This is a genomic window from Vreelandella sp. H-I2 (assembly GCF_052959335.1).
On record NZ_JBRAMC010000008.1, the window covers coordinates 83,379 to 103,563 of the forward strand.

Here is a 20,185-nt window from a genome sequence, read left to right on the forward strand (position 1 = left end):
TATCAATCGCTTTCAGGCGAGCCTGAATTGGGTGTCGCTCCCTTCATTCCCCGACGCAGCAGGGGACCCAAGATATAAGGCAAGATCAACCCCAGCCCGGCAAATACCCAGAGGCCGATTGCCAGACCGCTATTCCATAGAATCATCCAATCACCATCGGAGATGTCCATGGCATGGCGTAAGTTCTTCTCCATCTCAGGCCCCAGCAACAAACCAAGAATCACTGGCACCAGCGGAATTTCAAGCTTACGCAGGACGTAACCGCCCACACCAAAGGCCACCATGAAGTAGAGATCAAAGATGGTGTTACTGATCGAGTAAATACCCACGAAGGCAATCATCGTGACGATCGGCAGCAGGTACATCGGCGGCACAGACAGCAGCTTGACGAAGATGCCCACCAACGGAATGTTGAGGACCAGCAGCAAGAAGTTACCGATCAACAGCGCTGCTATCACGCCCCAGACAATGTCGGCATTCTGGGTGAACATCAATGGTCCTGGTGTGATATTCAACGAAATCAACAAAGCCAACAGCACCGCCGTGGTGCCACTACCCGGCACACCTAGAGTCAACATAGGAACCAAAGCACCGCTGGACGCGCCATTGTTACCAGCTTCAGGCGCCGCAACACCGCGCGGGTCGCCTTGCCCAAAATAGCCTTTCTTACCTAACACGCGTTTTTCAAGGGTATAGCTGATGAAGCTACCCAACGAAGCACCAGCGCCAGGTAGCACACCGGCAACAAAACCCAGCACCCCGCCACGGAAACTGGTGGGTAGAATGTCGCGAATATCCTTCCAGGAGAGCGAAAGTTTGTTGACCTTCATCTTTTCCTTACCGCCACCGGCCCGTTCTTCGATGAAGAACAGCAGTTCGGAAATAGCAAACAGGCCGACGATAGCGATAATGAAGTCCACGCCTTCAAAGAGTTCAAGCACGCCGAAGGTGTAGCGCTGCACGCCGGTATTGTCGATACCTACAGTGGCGATCATTAGGCCAATGCTGGCGGCGACCACCGTTTTGATTGGGTTTTTACCGGTGATACCGCCTAAGGTAGCGAACGCCAGTAGGAAGAGCGCGAAATATTCTGCCGGGCCGAACGTCAGGGCGAAGTTAGCCAGCAGCGGCGCTAGTAGGATCAAACCAATAGTGGCGATTAAACTACCGATGAAGGAGGCCACGGCAGAGATTGCCAGTGCCTCGGAAGCCTTGCCCTTCTGGGCCATAGGATAACCGTCAAGACAGGTCATCATGGCCGGTTCGTCGCCGGGAATATTCAATAGAATCGATGATATACGCCCACCGTACATGGCACCCGCATACACTGACGTCAGCATAATCAGAGCCGTTTCTGGTGCGAGTCCCAAACTAAACGCCAGCGGTATCAGAATGGCCACGCCATTGGCGGGACCCAACCCCGGCAAGGCGCCGATCAAGGTGCCCAGGAAAGCACCTAGTAGGGCGAACATCAGGTTATGGGGCTGCAGAGCAACGCCAAAACCATCCATTAGGTAACCTAGAGTTTCCATCAGTTCACCTCCAGGAATGACAACAGACCCAGCGGCAAGGCGAGATCCAGCGCAAAACTGAACAAGAAATACACCACCACGCTTGAGATCGCCCCGGTCAGATAGGCTGCGACCGGGCGCGCACCCATCCGCCAGCAAAGCGTCCCCACGGCAAGCGTGGTGCTAATGATAAAGCCAAGCGGCTGCAGCAACATGGCGTACAGGATCAGTACTACCACGGCGATAATCAGCTCGACACCCGTTCGGCTCCAGGGCCAAGCGTTGTCGGGATCAGGGCGTACAATCAGATAAAGGCTGGAAATTGCCAGCACCACGGCGAGCAACTTCGGAAAAGTGTCTGGGCCAACGGCTTCGGCCCCACCAAACGGTTCAGGGAACTGAGTCGCGGCCCAGCCGTACGCGACGGCCAGGACGATCATCAGGACCCCAAAGATGCGGTCGTTGAAAGTCATTACTGGATTAGCCCAATATCTTTAGAAAGCTGTTCAATGTCATTGATCTGATTGAGTACGAACTCTTCGAACTCGCCAGCGGTCATGTGGAATGGCATCAAACCGTTCTGGGCCATGACACTCTGCCACTCTTCACTCTGATAAATAGTGTCCATGGCATCGGTCCAATACGCTTCAGCCTCTTCAGAGACATCCGCCGGCATATAAAAGCCACGCCAGTTGGGGCCAATAGCATCGATGCCTTGTTCACGGGCAGTGGGAATATCAGCCAGCTCACCAGGCAGACGCTCTTCAGAGAGGACCGCTAATACTCGCAAGTCGCCAGACTCCATGAAGCCCTGAGCTTCGGTGATATCACCGGTAAAGGCGTCCACGTGCCCACCGATCACCTGGGTTAATGCTTCGCCACCGTTGTTGTACGAGAGGTAGGCAATGCGCGGAAGGTTCTCGACATTGGCTGCCTGAGCGGCAATCAGCACTTTGAGATGATCCCATCCGCCTTTGGCGCTGCCACCAGCGAACTTAACGCTGCGTGGATCTTCCTTAAGCGATTCCATAAGTTCATTGAGGTCATCAATCTCAGAATCAGCGGCCACGGCGATAATCCCGTAATCCGCCCCAAGGGCACCGATCCAATTGACCTGATCAGCCGTCAACCCAGGGAATTGCCCTTGGGCCAAGCGAGTGGTCGTGGCAGTAGAGGCTGCAACCAGCAGATGGTCGTCGCCAGCGCGCTTGCTGACGGTATGGGCAAACGCTACACCACCACCGGCGCCAGCCATGTTGATGGTTTGTACATTCGCAGGAACTAGATCAAGTTCCTGCATGACGTTACCTACGCTGCGGCAGGTAAAATCCCAGCCGCCGCCCGGATCAGACGGCGCAATGCACTCCACCTTTCCTTCTGGCTCGAAGGCTGCAGCGGTGCTAGCAAAAGTGGTAAGCGTCGCTAGCGGAAGGGCCAGCAACGTTAAATACTTAAAGGAAGGCTTAATGATCATGGCGTTCTCCACGTGTCAGTGTTGTTGTATGGGGCGTCTTATTGTGAGACTGCACGTCGCGAACGTTAGAAGACCGCCACCCTGACCGACAAGCTTGTGCGCATAAAAGACAAAAAGTTCTTTACGAGCATTTTGTTCATTTTGTTCACGCCTGCTAGCTCACAGCGCTTTCTTATAGAGAATCTAGCCAGTCATGTGCCGCCTTCAACAGCCGATAACGACGTTCGGGCCGTCCTACGTCACCATAGCCCAGCTCAGCACTTACCGCCTGCTCGGCGACTAGAAATTCTAAATAGCGGCGCGCGGTGGAGCGGCTAGCGCCCATGATGTGCGCCATTTGCATGGCGGTGAGGGAGTCGGGGGCATCGGCCAGGGCATCGACCACCCGGCGCAACGTCAACCGATCAATGCCTTTGGGCAGCGTTTGAGTTTTGGCACGCGACGACTCCCCGGGCTGCAAGCGCGCCAGCACAGAATCCAGTTCGTCTTGGTTCATTTCTGCCCGGTTGGCCAAGGCTTCACGCTCGCGACGAAAGCGGGTCAACATTTGCCTCATTCGTATGGCTTCAATCGGTTTAATGAGATAGTCGAATACGCCACCACGCAGCGCCTCGCTGATGGTTTCTACTTCCCGCGCAGCAGTGACCATCACGATATCCACATGCACATAGTCGCGGCGAATCGCCCATAGCAGCTCTAAGCCTTCGACATCGGGGAGGTAGGCATCTAACAAAATCAGTTGGATGTTAGCGGCGTGTTCCGCCATCAGCGCCTTGGCTTCGCTGCCATTACGCGCCATACCCACTACATAAAAGCCATCACTCTGCTCAATAAAAGCGCTGTGGATATCGGCAATGCGAAAATCGTCTTCAATGACCAAGATGCCGTATTGCCTATCAGACATTGCCTTCCCCCTCACCGTTATGATCATTATTATGGTTTTTTTGGCATAGCGAGCGGTCAAGTACCGCAATAAAGCACGCGCCACCCAGCTCACTCTCTTCCAGCGTCACCGCGCCGCCATACTGGCGACAAAACCTGGCCACCAGCGCTAGGCCTATGCCTTGGTGCTTGCCCGTTTTGGTCGAGAAACCTTCCTGAAAAATTGACTCTGCAAATTGAGCGGGCACTCCCGGTCCGTTATCTTCCACTTCGATCAGCAACTGTTCGCCCAAATCGGTAAAAAATAACCGCACTTTGGGCGCTTTACTCGGCCCATTCAGCGCAGCGTGGCAAGCGTTGTCCAGCAAGTTACCCACCACGCTCATCATCACCTCTTGGCCCGTCGGTGTTAGCGGGCAGGAGAGCGAGCTTTGCTCATCGATTTCCAGCGCCACGCCTAGCTCACGCGCGCGGGTCAGTTTACCCAGTAGTGTGCCGCTAAGCACGGGATCGGCCACGTTGCGCATTAAAAAGCTCATCTGCGCCTGGGCGCGTTCGGTTTCCTGATGAATCAGCGCCAGGGCTTCGTCGATCCGCTGTAACTGCAGTAACCCAGAGATGGTGTAGAGCTTATTGGAAAACTCGTGAGCCTGAGCGCGCAGCATGTCTACGTCACGGCTGGCCTGGGTTAGCGCGTGTGAGAGATCGACGATCTCACGCCGACTACGGAAGGTTGCCACCGCCCCCTCAATTTCTCCTTCATGCAGTATCGGTACCCGGTTAACCACCACAGGATGGTCGCCCAGCCACATCTCCTGGTTGAATTCCTGCTCACCGCGCCGAAGCACCTCCAGCAGCCGCGAGTTGGGAACGACCTCACGAATAGGCTGCCCCAACAGCACGTGCTCATCATCTAAATTGAGAAAGCGCCGCGCCTGTTGATTGACCAAGGTAATATGGCCGTCGCGGTTAATCGCTAAAATCCCTTCGTGGATCGATTGCAAAATGGCCTCTTTCTCCATGGCCAACCGCGCAATCTCGTAGGGTTCCAGGCCTAAAATGACCTTTTTAAGATGCTGTGATAGCCAGAAAGCACCGGCAAAGCCCAGGCAGATCATTAGCGCCACCAGCACCCATCCAAAGCTGTTATAGCGCGCCACGTCCATCTCGACGCGATCCATCATGAAACCGACGGAAACCAGACCGATGATATTACCTTCTTCATCCCAGATCGGTGCTTTACCACGCATGGCAGTGCCCAATGATCCGGTCGCCTCCGAGACATAAAATTGACCATGTATCAGCGCCTGATCATTATCCCCGCCCACCATAGGATGCCCTATCCGCTCTGGCACGGGGTGGGAGTAGCGAATACTTTGGGCATTACCCACGACGACATAGCGAGCACCCGTTTCATGACGAATTCGCTCTGCCAACGGCTGAATAACGAGGGAGGGGTTAGGTATCTCAAACGCATTGATTATTTGTGGCATCGCCGCCACCGTTTTGGCCACCGCCAGCGCTCGTTCGCCCATCTGCTGGCTAATAATTTCTGCCTTGCGAAGATTGAGATACGTGCCCTGTGCCAGTAGCATTCCTGCCAGCAATAGTCCGACTAACAGCATTACCTGTAGACGAAAGCTGCGCTTATACCAACTGCGCCTTGCGCGGGTACGGCGCCAGCGTTGCAGGTCAGCTAACGTTCGGGGGCGAGATGCGCTCATAAATAGGCTCGAAATGCGTGACCGCGCCATTATGGCACGCGCCAGCAAACGGCGTTAATCGCCGGCACTTTATGCCATCGTTCGCTGATATAATGGCTGAATGCCTTACTCACGGAGGGATGTTGTGGTTATCGTTCGATGGATGTTCGTGCTGGCCTGCTGGCCACTATGGTTAACGGCGGCTCATGCCAATCCGTTTTATGGTCCTCCTCCACCGCCTGATGACGCCCCCGTTTTCAGTGGCGATGCTGAGCTCGGCTTTACTCACCTGTCGGGGAATACCGATAGCCAAACACTCATCGGGAAAACGCTGCTAACGTGGCTAACCGGTAAATTCACCTACACACTGCGCGGAGAAGTGCGTACCGTCAGTAAGGATGATGAAACCAGTGCTGAACAGTACTTGGTCTCAGGACGCGAGCGGTATGAGCTAGATGGCCCGCACTATCTGTTTGGGTTTGCCCGTTGGGAGAAAGACCGCTTTGCCGGTTATGACCAGCAACTTTCGGCAATTGGTGGCTATGGGAGACAAATTTTAGAGAGTGACATCCATACGTTGTCACTAGAAGCGGGGCCCGGCTATCGTCACGACCGACTTCGTGAACATAGCGATTATCGTTTGGCAGTGGCTTACACAGCGCTGGCTTACCACTGGAATTTTTCTGACTACGCCGATCTTCAGCAGGAAATGTCGCTTGAGTATACCGATCAGAACGTTACCTCTCGGTCGCTAACAGCGCTCACCGCAAGGCTTAATTCAAAACTGTCGCTGCGCTTATCCCATGAAGTTAAACACAACTCCCAGCCACCTGACGACACTAGCGAACGCACCGACAGCACCACCAGCGCGTCACTGCTCTATCGTTGGTGAACTTAATATCTAGCTGGCATATCACCATGAACCAAAAAAGTGCGCTGGCGCTATTCTAGCGCACCAACATAAAACATATTAGACGTTGGTCTAAATAAGCGGTATACTGCGATCAGTTTCCTGTCCTCGCGCCATTCTTTGAATGGCGCTTTTTTTTATCTGCAATTTCCCTTTGTGTGTTCAGGAACCTCTTCACTGCCATGCGGCGTTAATCCGCTTAACGGCGCCTTTTGATAGGCTAGATTTCCGCTCCTTCCCGCTCCCCCATAAGGTATTTGATATGACCCAACCAAGCCCCCACGCTGAGGGCTCCCAACGGTTACCGCTTGGCGATCCATTAGTGCTGACCCTCAGTATCGGCTTTATCGTCGCTTTTCTTGGGCTGTCCTTCTATGACATTTCCCTGGTCGCGGACAGCATCAGTGCCGGTTTTGCCTGGACGGCACTGGTGCTGGGTAGCTACTTCCAACTGCTACTCCTAATGACGTTTTTCATTGCCATCGGCTTGGCCATGACCCCGGCGGGAAAAGCCAAAATCGGCAACCTGGATGCACCAGAAATGAGCACGTTCAAGTGGCTCTCGATCATTCTGTGCACGCTGCTGGCAGGTGGCGGGGTTTTCTTTGCTGCGGGTGAGCCGGTTTATCACTTTGTGGTGACGCCTCCTGCCTTTGATAGCGAAGCGGGCACTGCAGAAGCCGTTTCCGGTGCCTTGGGGCAGTCCTTTATGCACTGGGGCTTTATGGCCTGGGCCGTACTAGGGTCATTGACGGCGGTTGTGCTGGCTCATGCTCACTACGTAAAAGGGCAGCCACTGCAGCCACGTACGCTGCTCTACCCTATTCTGGGTGAGCGCTTAATGCGTGGTCCTCTGGGTGGCTTGGTCGACGCCTGCTGTGTGATTGCGCTAGTGGCGGGTACCGTGGGTCCCATTGGCTTTCTAGCCACGCAGGTTAGCTTTGGTCTTCATGAGCTGTTTGGCCTGCCGGAAGGCTACACCGGCCAACTGATTATTCTGGGCGTGCTTGTCGGCATTTATGTGCTCTCTTCCATGAGCGGCGTCCATAAAGGTATTCAATTACTTAGCCGGTTCAACGTGTTGTTGGCGCTCGCTATTGGGGCGGTGATTATTGTCTTTGGCCCCACCTTGTTTCTGGTTAATAGTTACGTTTCCGGCATGGGCGCTTATATCAGCGAATTCTTCACCATGGCGACCATGACCGCTGAGACGGCACCCGCGTGGTGGATGCAGTGGTGGACGGTGTTTTTCTTTGCCTGGTTTATCGGTTACGCACCGGTGATGGCCATTTTTGTGGCGCGTATTTCGCGCGGTCGGAGTATCCGCGAAATGATCGTCGCCGTGGCGGTGCTGGCGCCGATTGCTACCACCGTGTGGTTTACCCTGCTCGGTGGGTCGGGCATTTACTACCAGCTCAACGGCATCATCGACTTAACCGAAGCGCTGAATAACTTTCAGTTTGATGTCGCCACGTTAACCGTTGCCCAGGCGTTGCCCGGCGGCACCTGGATGGCATTGGCGATTCTGCTGCTGACGACGATTTTTGTGGCGACCACCGGCGACTCGATGAGCTACGCCATTGCGGTGGTCGGCGCGGGCCATGACGACCCCAGCCCGGTGATGCGTGCGTTCTGGGGAATTGCCATGGCGCTGATGGCCGCTGTGCTGCTGTATATGGGCACCGGACAAATTAGCGCGCTGCAGCAGTTTATCGTCATTACCGCTATACCGGTGTCGTTGATACTGCTGCCGTCGCTCTGGAATGGCCCTCAGGCAGCTTATGCCATGGCGCGGGAACAGGGCATCATTGAATAGGTAAGCCGCTCTAGCCCCAGATCCCTTAAAGACTTTCCAGCAGGCGCAGAATCATCTGCGGCTGCTGGTTGGCCTGGGCCAATATCGCGATGCCCGCCTGCTGCAAGATTTGCGCACGAATAAGATTTGAAACTTCCTGGGCATAGTCGGCATCTTGGATGCGCGAACGGGCAGCGGAGGTATTAACAATACTGCTATTGAGGCCATCGATCACGCTCTCAAAGCGATTCTGCACAGCGCCCAGGTAACTGCGCTGGCGATCCACACGCTTAATGGCTTCATCCATTGCATCTATTGGGCTTTCTGTCGCGCTTCCTTCCAAAACGCTAAAGCCTTCCAGCCCCAGCCCCTGTAAATTCATGGCTTCAAAACGCACCGCGATGCTATCGCCAGCGTTGGCACCGACCTGAATATGTAACGACCTGGTCTCATTGTTCAGCCCAATGCCGTTGAAGTTACTTTGCCCGGCAATGCGGTCGATCTCTTCCAAGCGTTGACCGATCTCATTTTGAATCGAAACAAGATCATCAGAGGAGTTGGTACCGTTAGCGGCTTGCACACTCAGTTCGCGAATGCGCTGAAGGTTATCGTTTATCTGATTGAGCGAACCTTCCGCTGTCTGCACCATGGAGATACCATCATTGGTATTGCGAATCGCCTGGGTCATACCGCTGATTTGTGCCGTCATACGGTTGGCGATCGCCTGCCCGGCCGGGTCATCCTTGGCACTGTTGATGCGTAGCCCGGATGAGAGGCGCTGCATAGCGGTCTGCATCGCTTGCTGACTGCCGCGCAGGTTATTTTGCACGATGAGAGACATCAAGTTGGTGTTAAGGCTGAGCAACGCGCGCCTCCAAGGCGTTAGCCGACCCAGACACGAGTGGCTATAACGCTATTATCGACCTTCTGGTAGAAATCATGAACGTTTTGCAGGCTCAAGCGTACGACCGCTGCTAGCGAGCACTTCATCGACCGGTGTTCTTACATAGTCGTGCTGATAGTAGCCTTCATCAACCACCTTTCCATCCCATGCCACAATGTCCAGATCCATCGTACGCGGTCCCGATTTAATTGTTCCCCGCACCCTGCCTAAACGATCTTCTACTTCTTTGAGATAGGCTCGAAACGCCTCATACTCAAGGTGCGTACTGACAAACAGCGCTGCATTTAAGAAATCAGGTTGTTGCTGGAAACCCACTGGCGTCGTGAGAATCGCTTTTGAACGAGCCAGCAAATTGCATTCGCGACCAATAATGTCGAGAGCTTGAGCGAAATAGTGATCAGGATCGATATTCGATCCCAATGAGATTAAACACTCATGAAGGGTGGTAGCCTGCTCGGTAGGTAAAGAGGGTGATGGCATTGCAACATCCTATTTAAGTGGCACTTTCTAGAACAGCTCTATTGTGAAACAGCGGTATGAATACCTCCAGGCCAGCGCTGCGTGCAAGCCCTGTATAAGTTATTGACAAACGTTACACTCACGCAGAAAGTCTCTTCATGCCCATTAATCTCTATGCCCATTAAACAGTAGGGAACGCTGTATGCACCAACATGCTGCTCTGGTAACTGGCGGTGCCACTCGCTTAGGCCGGCACTTTGCTGAAGCCTTGGCCGATGCGGGTTATGACATCGCCTTGCACGTTAATCGCTCTCGCAACGAAGCTGAAGAAGTCGCTAAGGGCATTCGCGCCAAGGGACGCGAGTGTGAAATTTTTCACTGCGATTTTTTGAGCGATCAGTTGAGCGAAGAACTAAGCGGTTTACTTAAGACGGCGAAGCGACGCTTTCCTGGCCTTAACTTGCTTCTCAATAGCGCTTCCGCCTATGAGCCTGCACCCATTGCCGCTACAGAACTCGCTATGCTGGAAACGCAGTTCCGGGTCAATATGTTTACCCCGCTTTTGCTAACACGCCACTTTGCCGAGACGGTTCGTGAGGGCCAAGTGATCAATATCATTGACAACAAAGTGGCCTACCACCAATACCCTTACGCGGCCTATTTACTCTCGAAAAAGAGCTTGGCGGAGATGACTCGAATGGCGGCGCTGGAGTTCGCTCCACGCATTCGGATTAACGGCATTGCGCCTGGCGTGGTGCTGCCTGCCTCTCAGCGTACTAGCGACTACCTTGAGTGGCGCACTGAAGGAATCCCCCTTCAGCGCCGAGGCGAGCCGGCCCATCTGGTGCAAGCTTTACACTACCTGCTGGACAATGCCTTTGTCGCTGGCCAGATCCTGTTTGTCGATGGCGGTGAATCAATCAATGTCGAAGGGCGACACTCAGAAAACTATAGCCCTTAAAAACCGTGACATTAGAAACTATGACATTAAAACAATGACATAAAAAATAGTAACCCTTAAAACGCAGCGGGGCCACCCGTAGGTGGCCCCGCTGAAGCGCTTAATAACGGCCGATTTACAACAACCACTGGTTAGGTTTCATCGACGTCATCATGGTCGGGCTTAAGATGGTCAGGCTCATTAGTTTGCTGCACGCTTTGCTGGGTATCGTCCTGAGCAATGGGCGCCTCTTCCACTTTCTTCTCTTTAGCGGTCGACTCCAAGACCCGCACATTGGCAGGTGGTGTCTTCCCATTTTTGGTCTCACCAAAGTAGAGCGTGGTGTGCGGGAAAGGAATTTCTATACCCGCTTCATCAAAGCGCAGTTTAACCAGGCGATTGTAGGCGCGACCGACACCCCACTGATCGCCCGGCGTGGTTTTAATCACCACGCGGATATTCACAGAGCTATCCGCCAGCGCAGTAACGCCTGCCACGGTTAAGTCGTCCAATAGCTTTTTGCCGTGCTCCTCGCTCGCTTTGAGATCTTCAAAGGCCAGCTTGAGCTGTTCAATCGCCTCGTCAATGCTTTCATTGTAGCCAATACCGTATTCGCCCACATGGTTGCCGTACTCACGCATGTAGTTGGAAACGGTGTCCACGCTTGAGAACGGCACGATGTGGTAGGTGCCTGACAGGTCACGAATACCGACCGAGCGAATGCTGAGGCGTTCAGCGGTACCTGTGACGCCACCCACCGTGACCACGTCACCGGTGTTCATGGCATTTTCTACCTGGATGAACACCCCGGTAATCACATCCTGCACCAGCTTCTGGGCACCAAAACCAATGGCCAGACCCAGCACACCGGCACCGGCAATCAGCGGGCCGATATTGATGCCGATTTCCGACAGCACGATCATGCCGGTAATCGTCACCATGGCGATTGCCAGCGCATTGCGGAACAGGCTGAGCAGGGTTTTCGCCCGCGCAGAGGGCTCGCCGTAGCCGGTTTCCGGGTTGAGCTTATGCTCAATCAGGCTCGCCAGACCCAGCCAGACGGCGAGAGCTACAATCAGAATCACCGCAACGCTGGTCAGGTTGCCGACCAGATTAGCGCCACCTTCAGAGGCATACCAGGCGGCTAGATCAAAGGCGCCCCAGGCATTCAGCACAACCATGACGACCACGATCAAAATGATCGTGCGCAGCACACGCAATGCATTAGGTACATAGCTATTTAAACGCTTTTCAAGCAAGGGCAGTTTGCGCCGCAGGTCGTCGGACAGCGTGATACGACGGCCAATGGTCTGGCTAAGGAAAGACGACACCAACAATCCGACGACAATCGCAGCCAGGGACTTGAGAGTAGCAAACAACACAAACGGCAGCGCATCGCCGGGGCGCGTTAATGTCAGTACAAATACGATCAAGAAATACAGCAGCGCGAACAGGTGCCAAGTACGAGCAAATAGCTGCAGCGAAACACGGCTGGCGGTTAGCGTTGACTTGGCAGCTATATCATTAAGGTTATCGCGCAGACGCTTGCGGTTTTTAAGCACGACCACCACCGCATAGATAAATGCCAGCAGCATAATCAGCGTGCCTAGCGCTTGACCCAGCGAGGCCGCCACGTAGAAGTTGACCAGCGGTACTACGACCATCAGGCCGTAACCTACCATGCCGATCAGGCGAGCTAACCAGCGGTTCCAGTAGGACGCTTCCTGGGCCGAAACAGGCAGCAGGCGAAGCCCTTCGTAGCGTGAAGAGAACAACATCCGCACACCGGCCTTGAGTAACTCAATAATCAAGAATGCGTTTAAAAACAGCGAGGCGCGAGTGGAAAGCTCACCGGCTTCACCAATGGCAAACGTAGCCAGTAAGTTGCCGCCAACGTAGGCAAAGGCGACAAGCAATACATCAATGACTGCGGCAATCGCTACGCAGGCAATCAAACGCAGTACCGGTGTTAAATTGGTGCCATTCAGCGACCAGCCGCTAATTTTAGTAAACAGCGGCTTCGCTAGTCGCCGGAAAATCATAAACATGGCAAAGGTAGCGACAATCACAATACCCAGATTGATCGCTGCACTGATGAACGCGGCCATATCAAAGACACTGTCTGCCTCTTGCCCCGTAAACAGTTCTCCCACGATGCTAACCACTTGCTCAAACTGGCCACCCACATCGCTTACTACGCGACTGGTGAGTTCAGCTAACTGGCGTGGCAACGACACATCTTCAGGCGCTATTTCGCTGCCCTGGGCAGCCGCTTCTGGCGAGAGCTCATCGGCAATACCATCGGGCAGCGCTGAGGCTTGGCTGCGCAACATCTCAATCAGCTCTTGCCGCGCCTGCTCATCTTCCAGCAGATTAGCCAACGCCTCATAGGACGTAGGCGACGACTCAGCTGATTCTGCTGCGTCTTCTTCGGCGCTGGCAGACTCAGTTGCCGTGCTCTGCGCCATTGCTGGCATGGCCATAATAGCAATCATCGCTAATAGCCATGCAGCTAGCCAGGGTAATAAACGAAGTGGCTTCACACCTTAGCCTCCTTTGGGTGAGTGTTCTGTTCGATCTAACGGCTGCTTGGCCTTACCAAACCGACCGTTTTAAGCAAGTCTGCGAGACAATCGCTACTGCCTGCACTGTACACTGCCAGCGCAGCTTGTTAAAAAGTTGTACAGGGTAACATGAGTTGGTTAATTAGGTGTTTCACTGACACAACGGCGCTAGCCAATGGTGTGCTAGCAATAATACCACGGCGTAGCGGGCACCTTTGGCGACCACAATCCACGCTAACGCCCGCCACCAGGGCAATCGAAACACACCGGCTAGCACGGTAAGAGGGTCGCCAATAATCGGCGCCCATGAAATCAGCAGGCTCAGCTCGCCAAAGCGGTGATACCAGCCCTCAGCGCGAGCCAAGCCCCGCGGTGATGCGGGAAACCAGCGACGGTCCTGAAACTGCCGTGCATAGCGTCCCAGGGCTACGTTGACCATACTGCCCAGGGTATTCCCCGTGGTAGCCACCACCCAAAGCGCCAGCGGCGCCTCTCCCAGACACCACAATCGCGCCAGCCACACTTCTGACCCACCGGGTAGCAGTGTAGCGCTCGCCAAGGCGACAAAAAACAGGCTCAGCATAGCTCAGCGGGCCACGTTAGCGTGGCACCTGACCGCCCAACTGTTGGGTGATCTCATCCGCCAGTTGGCGAACCAATTCGCCGAGCGCTAACAATCGAGCCTCAGGAATACGCGCCATCGGGCCTGACACCGAGATCGCCGCCAGTGGCGTACTGCGCTCATCGAATACGCAAGCAGCCACGCAGTGCAAACCGATAGCATGCTCTTCGCGGTCACAGGCAAAACCCTGAGCGCGAATCTGTGCCATCTCAGTTTGCAGGGGTTCCGGTTGATAAAGCGTATTGGCGGTCACTCTTACCAACTCACGGCCATCTAGCAATTGAGCGCGCTCGTCATCTGGCATCCACGCCAGCAGCGCTTTACCGACGCCGGAAGCGTGCAGCGGCGCGCGGGAGCCTAGGCGAGTGATCATACGCATCATCTGGGGAGATTCATGCTGGGCGAGAAACACCGCCGTATCCCCATCGCGGATACCCAAATTAGCGGTTTCACCGGTTTCGGCCGTTAGGCGGCGCAACAATGGTCGGCTGGTCGCCACCACATCGCGCGCTTCAAGAAAGCTATTGCCGATACGGAAGGTTTTAACATCAATTCGCCATAACCCTTGCTCATTCTCTTGGGTCACAAACCCCTGGCTTTGCAGCGCCTGTAACAGGCGATGGGTCGTCGATGGCGCTAACTCGGCCATTTCTGCCACTTCCGAAAGGGCTAATCCTAGCGGGCTCGCTGCAAGATACTCCAGCAACGTTAAGCCGCGTACCAGCGACTGGCTATGGCCGCCGCTAGCTTTGGCGGTATTCGCCGGACGACCGACCGTCCTGCGCTTGGCTTCACTCACCTGGTTTTCTCCTAAAGACGCTTACAAAAGGCGCTCTTACCTAAAGCGCCTTTGACTAAGATGCCTTTCCTAAAACACAAAGGGCGCCAGGATAACGTGCCAACATAGCCGCTGTCGCGCTTTCGGAAACGAATTCCATTCATTGGCGGGCTTTATCAGCGATGCCGCCATTGTGGTGATCGTTTAGTCATGAACGCATCGATTCCTTCGCTGACATCCTCAGCCAGCATGTTGCAGGCCATTGTTTCCCCGGCGAAGGCGTAAGCTTCCTCAAGTGGCATGGCAAGCTGGCGAGCAAACATCGCTTTGCCCGTTCGCACTGCCACAGCGCTTTTAGCGCAGATGCTGGCGGTCAGCGCGTCAGTTGCCTCATCCAGCGCATCGTCTTCTGCTACACGGTTAATCAAGCCCCACTCGGCGGCCTGATCGGCGCTGATAAACTCCCCGGTGAGCAGCATTTCCATAGCGCGCTTGCGTTGGATATTACGAGAGAGCGGTACGGCCGGGGTGGAGCAAAACAGGCCAACGTTAATGCCGGAGACGGCAAACCGGGCGCTGCGCGCCGCTACTGCCAGGTCACAACTCGCGACCAGTTGGCAGCCCGCGGCGGTAGCGATGCCCTGCACTTTGGCAATCACCGGTACCGGCAGGTGCACAATGGCCTGCATCACTTCGCTACAGCGGGAAAATAGCGCTTGGTAGTAGGCTTTATCGGGGTTGGCACGCATCTGCTTTAAGTCATGCCCGGCGCAGAAGGCTTTACCTTCGGCGGCAAGTACCACGCAGCGCACGCTGCTATCATCGGCAATATCGCTTAGCGCCTCTTGAAGGGCTTGCAGCATGGCTTCCGAGAGCGCGTTAAATCGCTCGGGTGCGTTCATCGTCAACGTTACGACGCCTTGATGCTCAAGGCGTTGGAGAAGAGAAGCAGTAGAAGATGGATTGTCTGAGCTGATGGGCATGGAAAACTCCTAATGTGAGTAATGCGTTGCCCATCAGTCTAGCGCACAAGACACTCGTTCATTTTTTCATTAGGCGGGTGTCGCGGCCTAAGGGGTGCGGCTCGCCACGCTGTTTCGCTAGATCGATTTGACGCTGGCGCTCGCGAGCAGCGGCACGCGTCTTCTCTGGCAGCGAGTCGATGCAGTGGGGGCAGCTGATTCCCGGCTCATACGCTGATGACTGCATTTCCTCGGCTGAGATGGGCATGCGGCAGGCGTGACACTGCTCGAATTCACCTTTACTTAAGTCATGACGCACCGTGACCCGGTTATCGAATACAAAGCACTCACCGCGCCATAGCGACTGCTCTTCCGGGACTTTTTCCAGGTAATTCAGCACACCACCTTTCAGGTGATAGACCTCTTCAAAGCCCTCTTTGAGCATAAAGCTTGAGGCTTTTTCACAACGGATGCCACCGGTACAGAACATGGCCACTTTCTTGTGCTTTTCCGGGTCGTAGTGCTCACGCACATACTCGGGAAATTCACGGAAAGTAGTGGTTTTAGGGTCAATCGCCCGTTCAAAACTACCGATCGCCACTTCGTAATCATTGCGGGTATCGATCACCAGTACTTCCGGGTCAGCGATGATGTCGTTCCACTCTTCGGGCTCAACATAGGTACCGACAGTGTCGTTGGGATCGATATCGGGCACGCCTAACGTGACGATCTCTTTTTTGAGCTTCACCTTGGTGCGATAGAAAGGGGTTTCGTCGCAATAAGACTCTTTATGATCGATATCAGCCAAGCGTGGGTCAGCGGTCAGCCAGGCAAGCAAGCCGTCAATACCTTCACGACTGCCAGCGACTGTGCCGTTAATGCCCTCTTTGGCGAGCAGCAGCGTGCCCTTTACGTCGTTATCAAGCATGGTTTGCCGCAGTGGCTCGCGCAGCGCTTCGAAGTCGTTCAGGGTGACAAATTTATACAGCGCCGCGACCACGATGGGCGGCGTTTGAAGAGTGGTTGTCATGGGGTGCTCCAGGTAGTCGCCCTCGTAAAGGGCGGACCGGGTTTAAACAGGCCGCGATTTTACTCGAAAGCTAACCAAAAGTTTAGCGCTGGCGATTACATTTAATGCATCGATTTATTCGACAGGAACGTGCTGAAACCTTCACCCCACGCGATGCCAACGAGGCGTATATTGTCACTATTCCCTCACGCAACCTGCGGAGCACACCATGATTATTCGTCGTTCAAACGAGCGGGGCTATGCCGACCACGGCTGGCTACGCTCATTCCATACCTTTTCATTTGCCAACTACGTTGACCGCAACCACATGGGCTTTCGCGCCCTGCGCGTGATCAATGAAGACCGCGTCGCCGGCGGCCATGGCTTTGGCGCCCACCCTCACCGGGACATGGAGATTATTTCCTACGTGCTGGAAGGGGAAATGGAGCATAAAGACAATATGGGCAACGGTGAGGTGATGCGCCCAGGCGATGTGCAGCGCATGTCGGCGGGTACCGGCGTGCTGCATAGCGAGTTCAATCACTCCAAACAGAACGAGCTGCATTTCCTGCAAATATGGATTGAGCCTAAACAACTCGGCATTAAGCCCAGCTACGAGCAGAAGGCTTTTCCTACCGCCGAGCGGCAGGGCCAGTGGCGTTTAGTGGCTTCTGAAGAAGGCCGCGACGGGTCGGTTAGCATCAATCAGGATGTGAACCTCTATGCAGGCTTGTTCAACGCTGGCGAACAGCCAACCCCGCCGCCTGCGCGCTACGCTTGGTTGCATGTTGTTAATGGCGAAATGGAAGTAAATGGTGAGACGCTTCACGCAGGCGACGCTGCAGCGTTCCAACCGGATGAGGCGATTAATCTCACTGGTAAACAAGCAGGCGAAGTGCTGCTGTTTGACCTCGCTTGATTAGTTGTTTTTCGACGCTAACCAAAACGGCCCCAATTAAGGGGCCGTTTAATTTCTGAAACAATGTTTTAGCTAACAGAATTAGCTATTTTGTGACGAGTAGAGCGCACGAATTTTTAGTGTGTGATCTACCTCACGCAACGCTTCCAGCGCCTGAGGGCCGTAGGCTTTATCCACATCGATGACCACATAGCCGACTTTCTCGTTGGTCTGCAGATACTGGCCTGAGATGTTAATGCCGTTTTCAGACAGCACGCGGTTAATCTGCGATAGCACGCCCGGCACGTTGTCGTGAATGTGTAGTAAGCGGTGCTTGTCCGGGTGAGCGGGCAGCGCCACTTCGGGGAAGTTGACCGACGTCACGGTGGTACCGTTATCGGAGTAAGTGATCAGTTTTTCCGACACTTCGATACCGATATTCTCCTGGGCTTCCAGGGTAGAACCACCGATGTGCGGCGTCAGAATCACGTTCTCTAGGCCGCGTAGCGGGCTTTCGAACTCTTCGTCGTTGCCTTTGGGCTCGACCGGGAAAACGTCGACCGCTGCACCGTTAAGATTGCCCGCTTTAAGCGCCTCAGCAAGCGGTTCGATTTCAACGACGCTACCGCGAGAGGCGTTGATAAAGATCGCACCTGGCTTCATGGCAGCGATCTCTTTTGCGCCGATCATCCAGCGGGTAGAGGCAAGATCGGGCACGTGCAGGCTAACCACATCGGCGCGCCCCAATAGCTCTTCCAGGCTGGCGACCTGACTGGCGTTACCCATACCCAACTTGGTGATCACATCGTAATAAATGACGTTGAAGCCCAATGATTCGGCCAGTACGGAAAGCTGCGCACCGATGCTGCCGTAACCCACGATACCCAGGGTTTTACCGCGCGCTTCGTGGGAATTCTTGGCCGACTTTAGCCAGCCCCCTTGGTGAGCGCGGGCGTTTTTCTCGGGGATACCGCGTAGTAGCATGATCGCTTCCGCCAGCACCAGCTCAGCCACCGAGCGGGTGTTGGAATACGGCGCATTAAACACCGCGATACCACGCGTAAGCGCGGCGGTTAAATCGACCTGATTGGTGCCGATACAGAAACAGCCAACGCCGACCAGCTTCTCGGCCGCCTCGAACACGCGCTCAGTCAGTTGGGTGCGGGAACGAATACCAATGAAGTGCACATCACGGATCTTTTCGATCAGCGCGTCTTCATCAAGCGACGTGGGAAGATGCTCGATATTTTCATAACCGGCGTTGTGAAAATTGTCCACCGCACTTTGGTGGACGCCCTCGAGTAGCAGGATCTTGATCTTGCTCTTGTCCAGGGACGTTTTGGCCATGGCTGAATCAACCTCTATGGTCGGCGGCATGCGCCGTGTATCGGTTCACGGGAGGCGCATATCGTAGCACAGCCCACTCCATTCAGGCCGGGTCTAGATGATGAAAAGTGTGCGTACTGACAATGAATACAACGCAAGTCGTTACTATAAGCGTAGGCTGAAAGGCAGACGCCCCCCCCTGGCGTCGGTGTATACTGTGCGCTTATTTCAGCTTATTTTAAGAACATACCGGTTTGCAGGCGCACCCCATGAGCGATACGACATCACCTCCGCAGGATTTTGCCGCGACGGTTGAACAACTCGAAACTATCGTTGAACGTCTTGAGTCAGGCGAGCTCTCATTGGAAGATGCGCTGACCGCGTTTGAACAAGGCGTGCGGCTAACGCGCGATGCTCAGCAGCGTCTGGATAGCGCCGAGCTTAAGGTTCGTGCGCTCAGTGAAGACCGCGAAGGCCGTCTAAACGTAACGCCGTTTGATGGCCCCGACGACCCCAAGGATGCGGCCGACGAAGAGAGCAAGGAGACGCCCCCATGGTAGCCACGCAGCAAAGTCCGCTTGCCACCCAGCGCCATACCAGCACTGCCCGCGTTGATGCCACTTTGGCAGCCCTGTTTGATAGTCGTCCAGCAGTAGCGCCGCGACTTGAGGCCGCCATGCGTCATGGCCTGCTGGTGGGCGGTAAGCGCCTGCGCCCGTTGCTGGTGTATATGGCCGGCCATGCGCTAGGTGCTAAAGACGACGACTTGGATGCGCCCGCCGCGGCCATTGAATTAATCCATGCCTACTCGCTGATCCATGACGATTTACCCGCCATGGACGACGACGACCTGCGCCGCGGCCAGCCCACCGTGCATAAAGCCTTTGATGAGGCGAGCGCGATTTTGGCCGGCGATGCACTGCAAGCGCTAGCGTTTGAAGTACTCGCCAGCACTGCCCATCCACGTGTGGCGAATATGATACACACGTTAGCTGTCGCCTCGGGGCGAGATGGCATGGTGGCAGGGCAGGCGCTGGATTTAGACGCCGTTGGCGGCCACCCCGATGTTGACGCCTTGGCTCATATGCATGCCCATAAAACCGGTGCCCTCATTGTGGCGGCTGTCCGTCTGGGCGGCTTGGTGGCGGTGGCTGACGATGACCCCCGCTTAACCGCGTTGACTCGCTACGCACGCGCCATTGGTCTAGCCTTTCAGATTCAAGACGATATCCTGGACGTGATCGGCGACACCGTTACGCTAGGCAAAACGTCAGGCGCTGATGCCGCCCGAGCCAAGCCCACCTACCCCAGTCTGCTGGGGCTTGAGGGCGCTCAACGAAAAGCACATAGCCTGATTGACGAGGCCATTGCCGCGCTCGCCCCATTGGGCGAACGTGCCGCACCGCTGGCCGACTTAGCCCACTACATGATCGAGCGCGACCACTAAA

General features: G+C 55.0%; 19 protein-coding genes. 6 read left to right on the forward strand and 13 right to left on the reverse strand.

Annotation, left to right across the window (positions count from 1 at the left end; genetic code table 11):
• Positions 1 to 2 precede the first annotated feature (2 nt).
• The 5 genes from ACUVOF_RS18605 to ACUVOF_RS18625 form a co-directional block, all read right to left on the reverse strand.
• A complete protein-coding gene (locus tag ACUVOF_RS18605) occupies positions 3 to 1,532 on the reverse strand; it encodes a tripartite tricarboxylate transporter permease (protein ID WP_447045753.1) in 1,530 nt (509 codons plus the stop codon).
• Positions 1,532 to 1,984: a tripartite tricarboxylate transporter TctB family protein gene (locus ACUVOF_RS18610; RefSeq protein WP_447045754.1), complete on the reverse strand. Its 453-nt coding sequence runs from the start codon at positions 1,982 to 1,984 to the stop codon at positions 1,532 to 1,534. The genes ACUVOF_RS18605 and ACUVOF_RS18610 overlap by 1 nt, the downstream gene beginning before the upstream one ends.
• Complete coding sequence (locus ACUVOF_RS18615; RefSeq protein WP_447045755.1) at positions 1,984 to 2,985, reverse strand: Bug family tripartite tricarboxylate transporter substrate binding protein; 1,002 nt, start codon at positions 2,983 to 2,985, stop codon at positions 1,984 to 1,986. The genes ACUVOF_RS18610 and ACUVOF_RS18615 overlap by 1 nt, the downstream gene beginning before the upstream one ends.
• 172 nt (positions 2,986 to 3,157) lie before the next feature.
• Positions 3,158 to 3,889 (reverse strand): response regulator, encoded by a 732-nt coding sequence (locus ACUVOF_RS18620; RefSeq protein WP_447045756.1) that lies wholly within the window; start codon positions 3,887 to 3,889, stop codon positions 3,158 to 3,160.
• Complete coding sequence (locus tag ACUVOF_RS18625; RefSeq protein ID WP_447045757.1) at positions 3,882 to 5,591, reverse strand: ATP-binding protein; 1,710 nt, start codon at positions 5,589 to 5,591, stop codon at positions 3,882 to 3,884. The genes ACUVOF_RS18620 and ACUVOF_RS18625 overlap by 8 nt, the downstream gene beginning before the upstream one ends.
• Before the next feature lie 142 nt (positions 5,592 to 5,733).
• On the opposite strand from ACUVOF_RS18625, the gene ACUVOF_RS18630 reads away from it, so the two are divergent.
• Both ACUVOF_RS18630 and ACUVOF_RS18635 read left to right on the forward strand, forming a co-directional pair.
• Positions 5,734 to 6,462, forward strand: a complete 729-nt coding sequence (locus tag ACUVOF_RS18630) for a DUF481 domain-containing protein (RefSeq protein WP_447045934.1) — start codon at positions 5,734 to 5,736, stop codon at positions 6,460 to 6,462.
• Positions 6,463 to 6,742: 280 nt separating this feature from the next.
• Entirely contained in the window at positions 6,743 to 8,296 is a 1,554-nt protein-coding gene (locus ACUVOF_RS18635; RefSeq protein ID WP_447045758.1) for a BCCT family transporter, read from the forward strand.
• Positions 8,297 to 8,321: 25 nt separating this feature from the next.
• Here ACUVOF_RS18635 and ACUVOF_RS18640 read toward each other — a convergent pair whose 3' ends face one another.
• Together ACUVOF_RS18640 and folK are read right to left on the reverse strand one after the other, a co-directional pair.
• Positions 8,322 to 9,140 carry a flagellin N-terminal helical domain-containing protein gene (locus tag ACUVOF_RS18640; RefSeq protein ID WP_447045759.1) on the reverse strand — a complete coding sequence of 273 codons (819 nt, stop codon included), beginning with the start codon at positions 9,138 to 9,140 and terminating at the stop codon, positions 8,322 to 8,324.
• A 72-nt stretch (positions 9,141 to 9,212) separates the two neighbouring features.
• Positions 9,213 to 9,659, reverse strand: a complete 447-nt coding sequence (gene folK / locus ACUVOF_RS18645) for a 2-amino-4-hydroxy-6-hydroxymethyldihydropteridine diphosphokinase (protein WP_447045760.1) — start codon at positions 9,657 to 9,659, stop codon at positions 9,213 to 9,215.
• 181 nt (positions 9,660 to 9,840) lie between these two features.
• Between folK and ACUVOF_RS18650 the strand changes: the two genes are divergently transcribed.
• Positions 9,841 to 10,599, forward strand: coding sequence for an SDR family oxidoreductase (locus ACUVOF_RS18650; RefSeq protein WP_447045761.1), 759 nt, complete (start codon positions 9,841 to 9,843; stop codon positions 10,597 to 10,599).
• A gap of 131 nt (positions 10,600 to 10,730) precedes the next feature.
• On the opposite strand, the gene ybiO is transcribed toward ACUVOF_RS18650, so the two are convergent.
• From ybiO to trhO, 5 genes are all read right to left on the reverse strand, one after another.
• The gene (gene ybiO, locus ACUVOF_RS18655; RefSeq protein WP_447045762.1) at positions 10,731 to 13,121 is read right to left on the reverse strand and encodes a mechanosensitive channel protein; all 2,391 of its coding nucleotides are present in this window, start codon (positions 13,119 to 13,121) and stop codon (positions 10,731 to 10,733) included.
• Positions 13,122 to 13,293: 172 nt separating this feature from the next.
• Complete coding sequence (locus ACUVOF_RS18660) at positions 13,294 to 13,725, reverse strand: YqaA family protein (RefSeq protein ID WP_447045763.1); 432 nt, start codon at positions 13,723 to 13,725, stop codon at positions 13,294 to 13,296.
• Positions 13,726 to 13,741: 16 nt separating this feature from the next.
• On the reverse strand, positions 13,742 to 14,563 hold the full coding sequence (locus tag ACUVOF_RS18665; RefSeq protein ID WP_447045764.1) for an IclR family transcriptional regulator: 822 nt from the start codon (positions 14,561 to 14,563) through the stop codon (positions 13,742 to 13,744).
• Between the two features lie 155 nt (positions 14,564 to 14,718).
• Entirely contained in the window at positions 14,719 to 15,525 is an 807-nt protein-coding gene (locus tag ACUVOF_RS18670; protein ID WP_447045765.1) for an enoyl-CoA hydratase, read from the reverse strand.
• Positions 15,526 to 15,583: 58 nt separating this feature from the next.
• Complete coding sequence (gene trhO / locus ACUVOF_RS18675; protein ID WP_447045766.1) at positions 15,584 to 16,534, reverse strand: oxygen-dependent tRNA uridine(34) hydroxylase TrhO; 951 nt, start codon at positions 16,532 to 16,534, stop codon at positions 15,584 to 15,586.
• Positions 16,535 to 16,742: 208 nt separating this feature from the next.
• Between trhO and ACUVOF_RS18680 the strand changes: the two genes are divergently transcribed.
• Positions 16,743 to 17,432 (forward strand): pirin family protein, encoded by a 690-nt coding sequence (locus ACUVOF_RS18680; protein ID WP_447045767.1) that lies wholly within the window; start codon positions 16,743 to 16,745, stop codon positions 17,430 to 17,432.
• Between the two features lie 81 nt (positions 17,433 to 17,513).
• Here ACUVOF_RS18680 and serA read toward each other — a convergent pair whose 3' ends face one another.
• Entirely contained in the window at positions 17,514 to 18,758 is a 1,245-nt protein-coding gene (gene serA, locus ACUVOF_RS18685) for a phosphoglycerate dehydrogenase (protein ID WP_113270490.1), read from the reverse strand.
• A gap of 248 nt (positions 18,759 to 19,006) precedes the next feature.
• On the opposite strand from serA, the gene ACUVOF_RS18690 reads away from it, so the two are divergent.
• On the forward strand, positions 19,007 to 19,297 hold the full coding sequence (locus tag ACUVOF_RS18690; protein ID WP_113270489.1) for an exodeoxyribonuclease VII small subunit: 291 nt from the start codon (positions 19,007 to 19,009) through the stop codon (positions 19,295 to 19,297).
• On the forward strand, positions 19,291 to 20,184 hold the full coding sequence (ispA, locus tag ACUVOF_RS18695) for a (2E,6E)-farnesyl diphosphate synthase (RefSeq protein ID WP_447045768.1): 894 nt from the start codon (positions 19,291 to 19,293) through the stop codon (positions 20,182 to 20,184). The genes ACUVOF_RS18690 and ispA overlap by 7 nt, the downstream gene beginning before the upstream one ends.
• The last annotated feature ends 1 nt before the right edge of the window (position 20,185 follow it).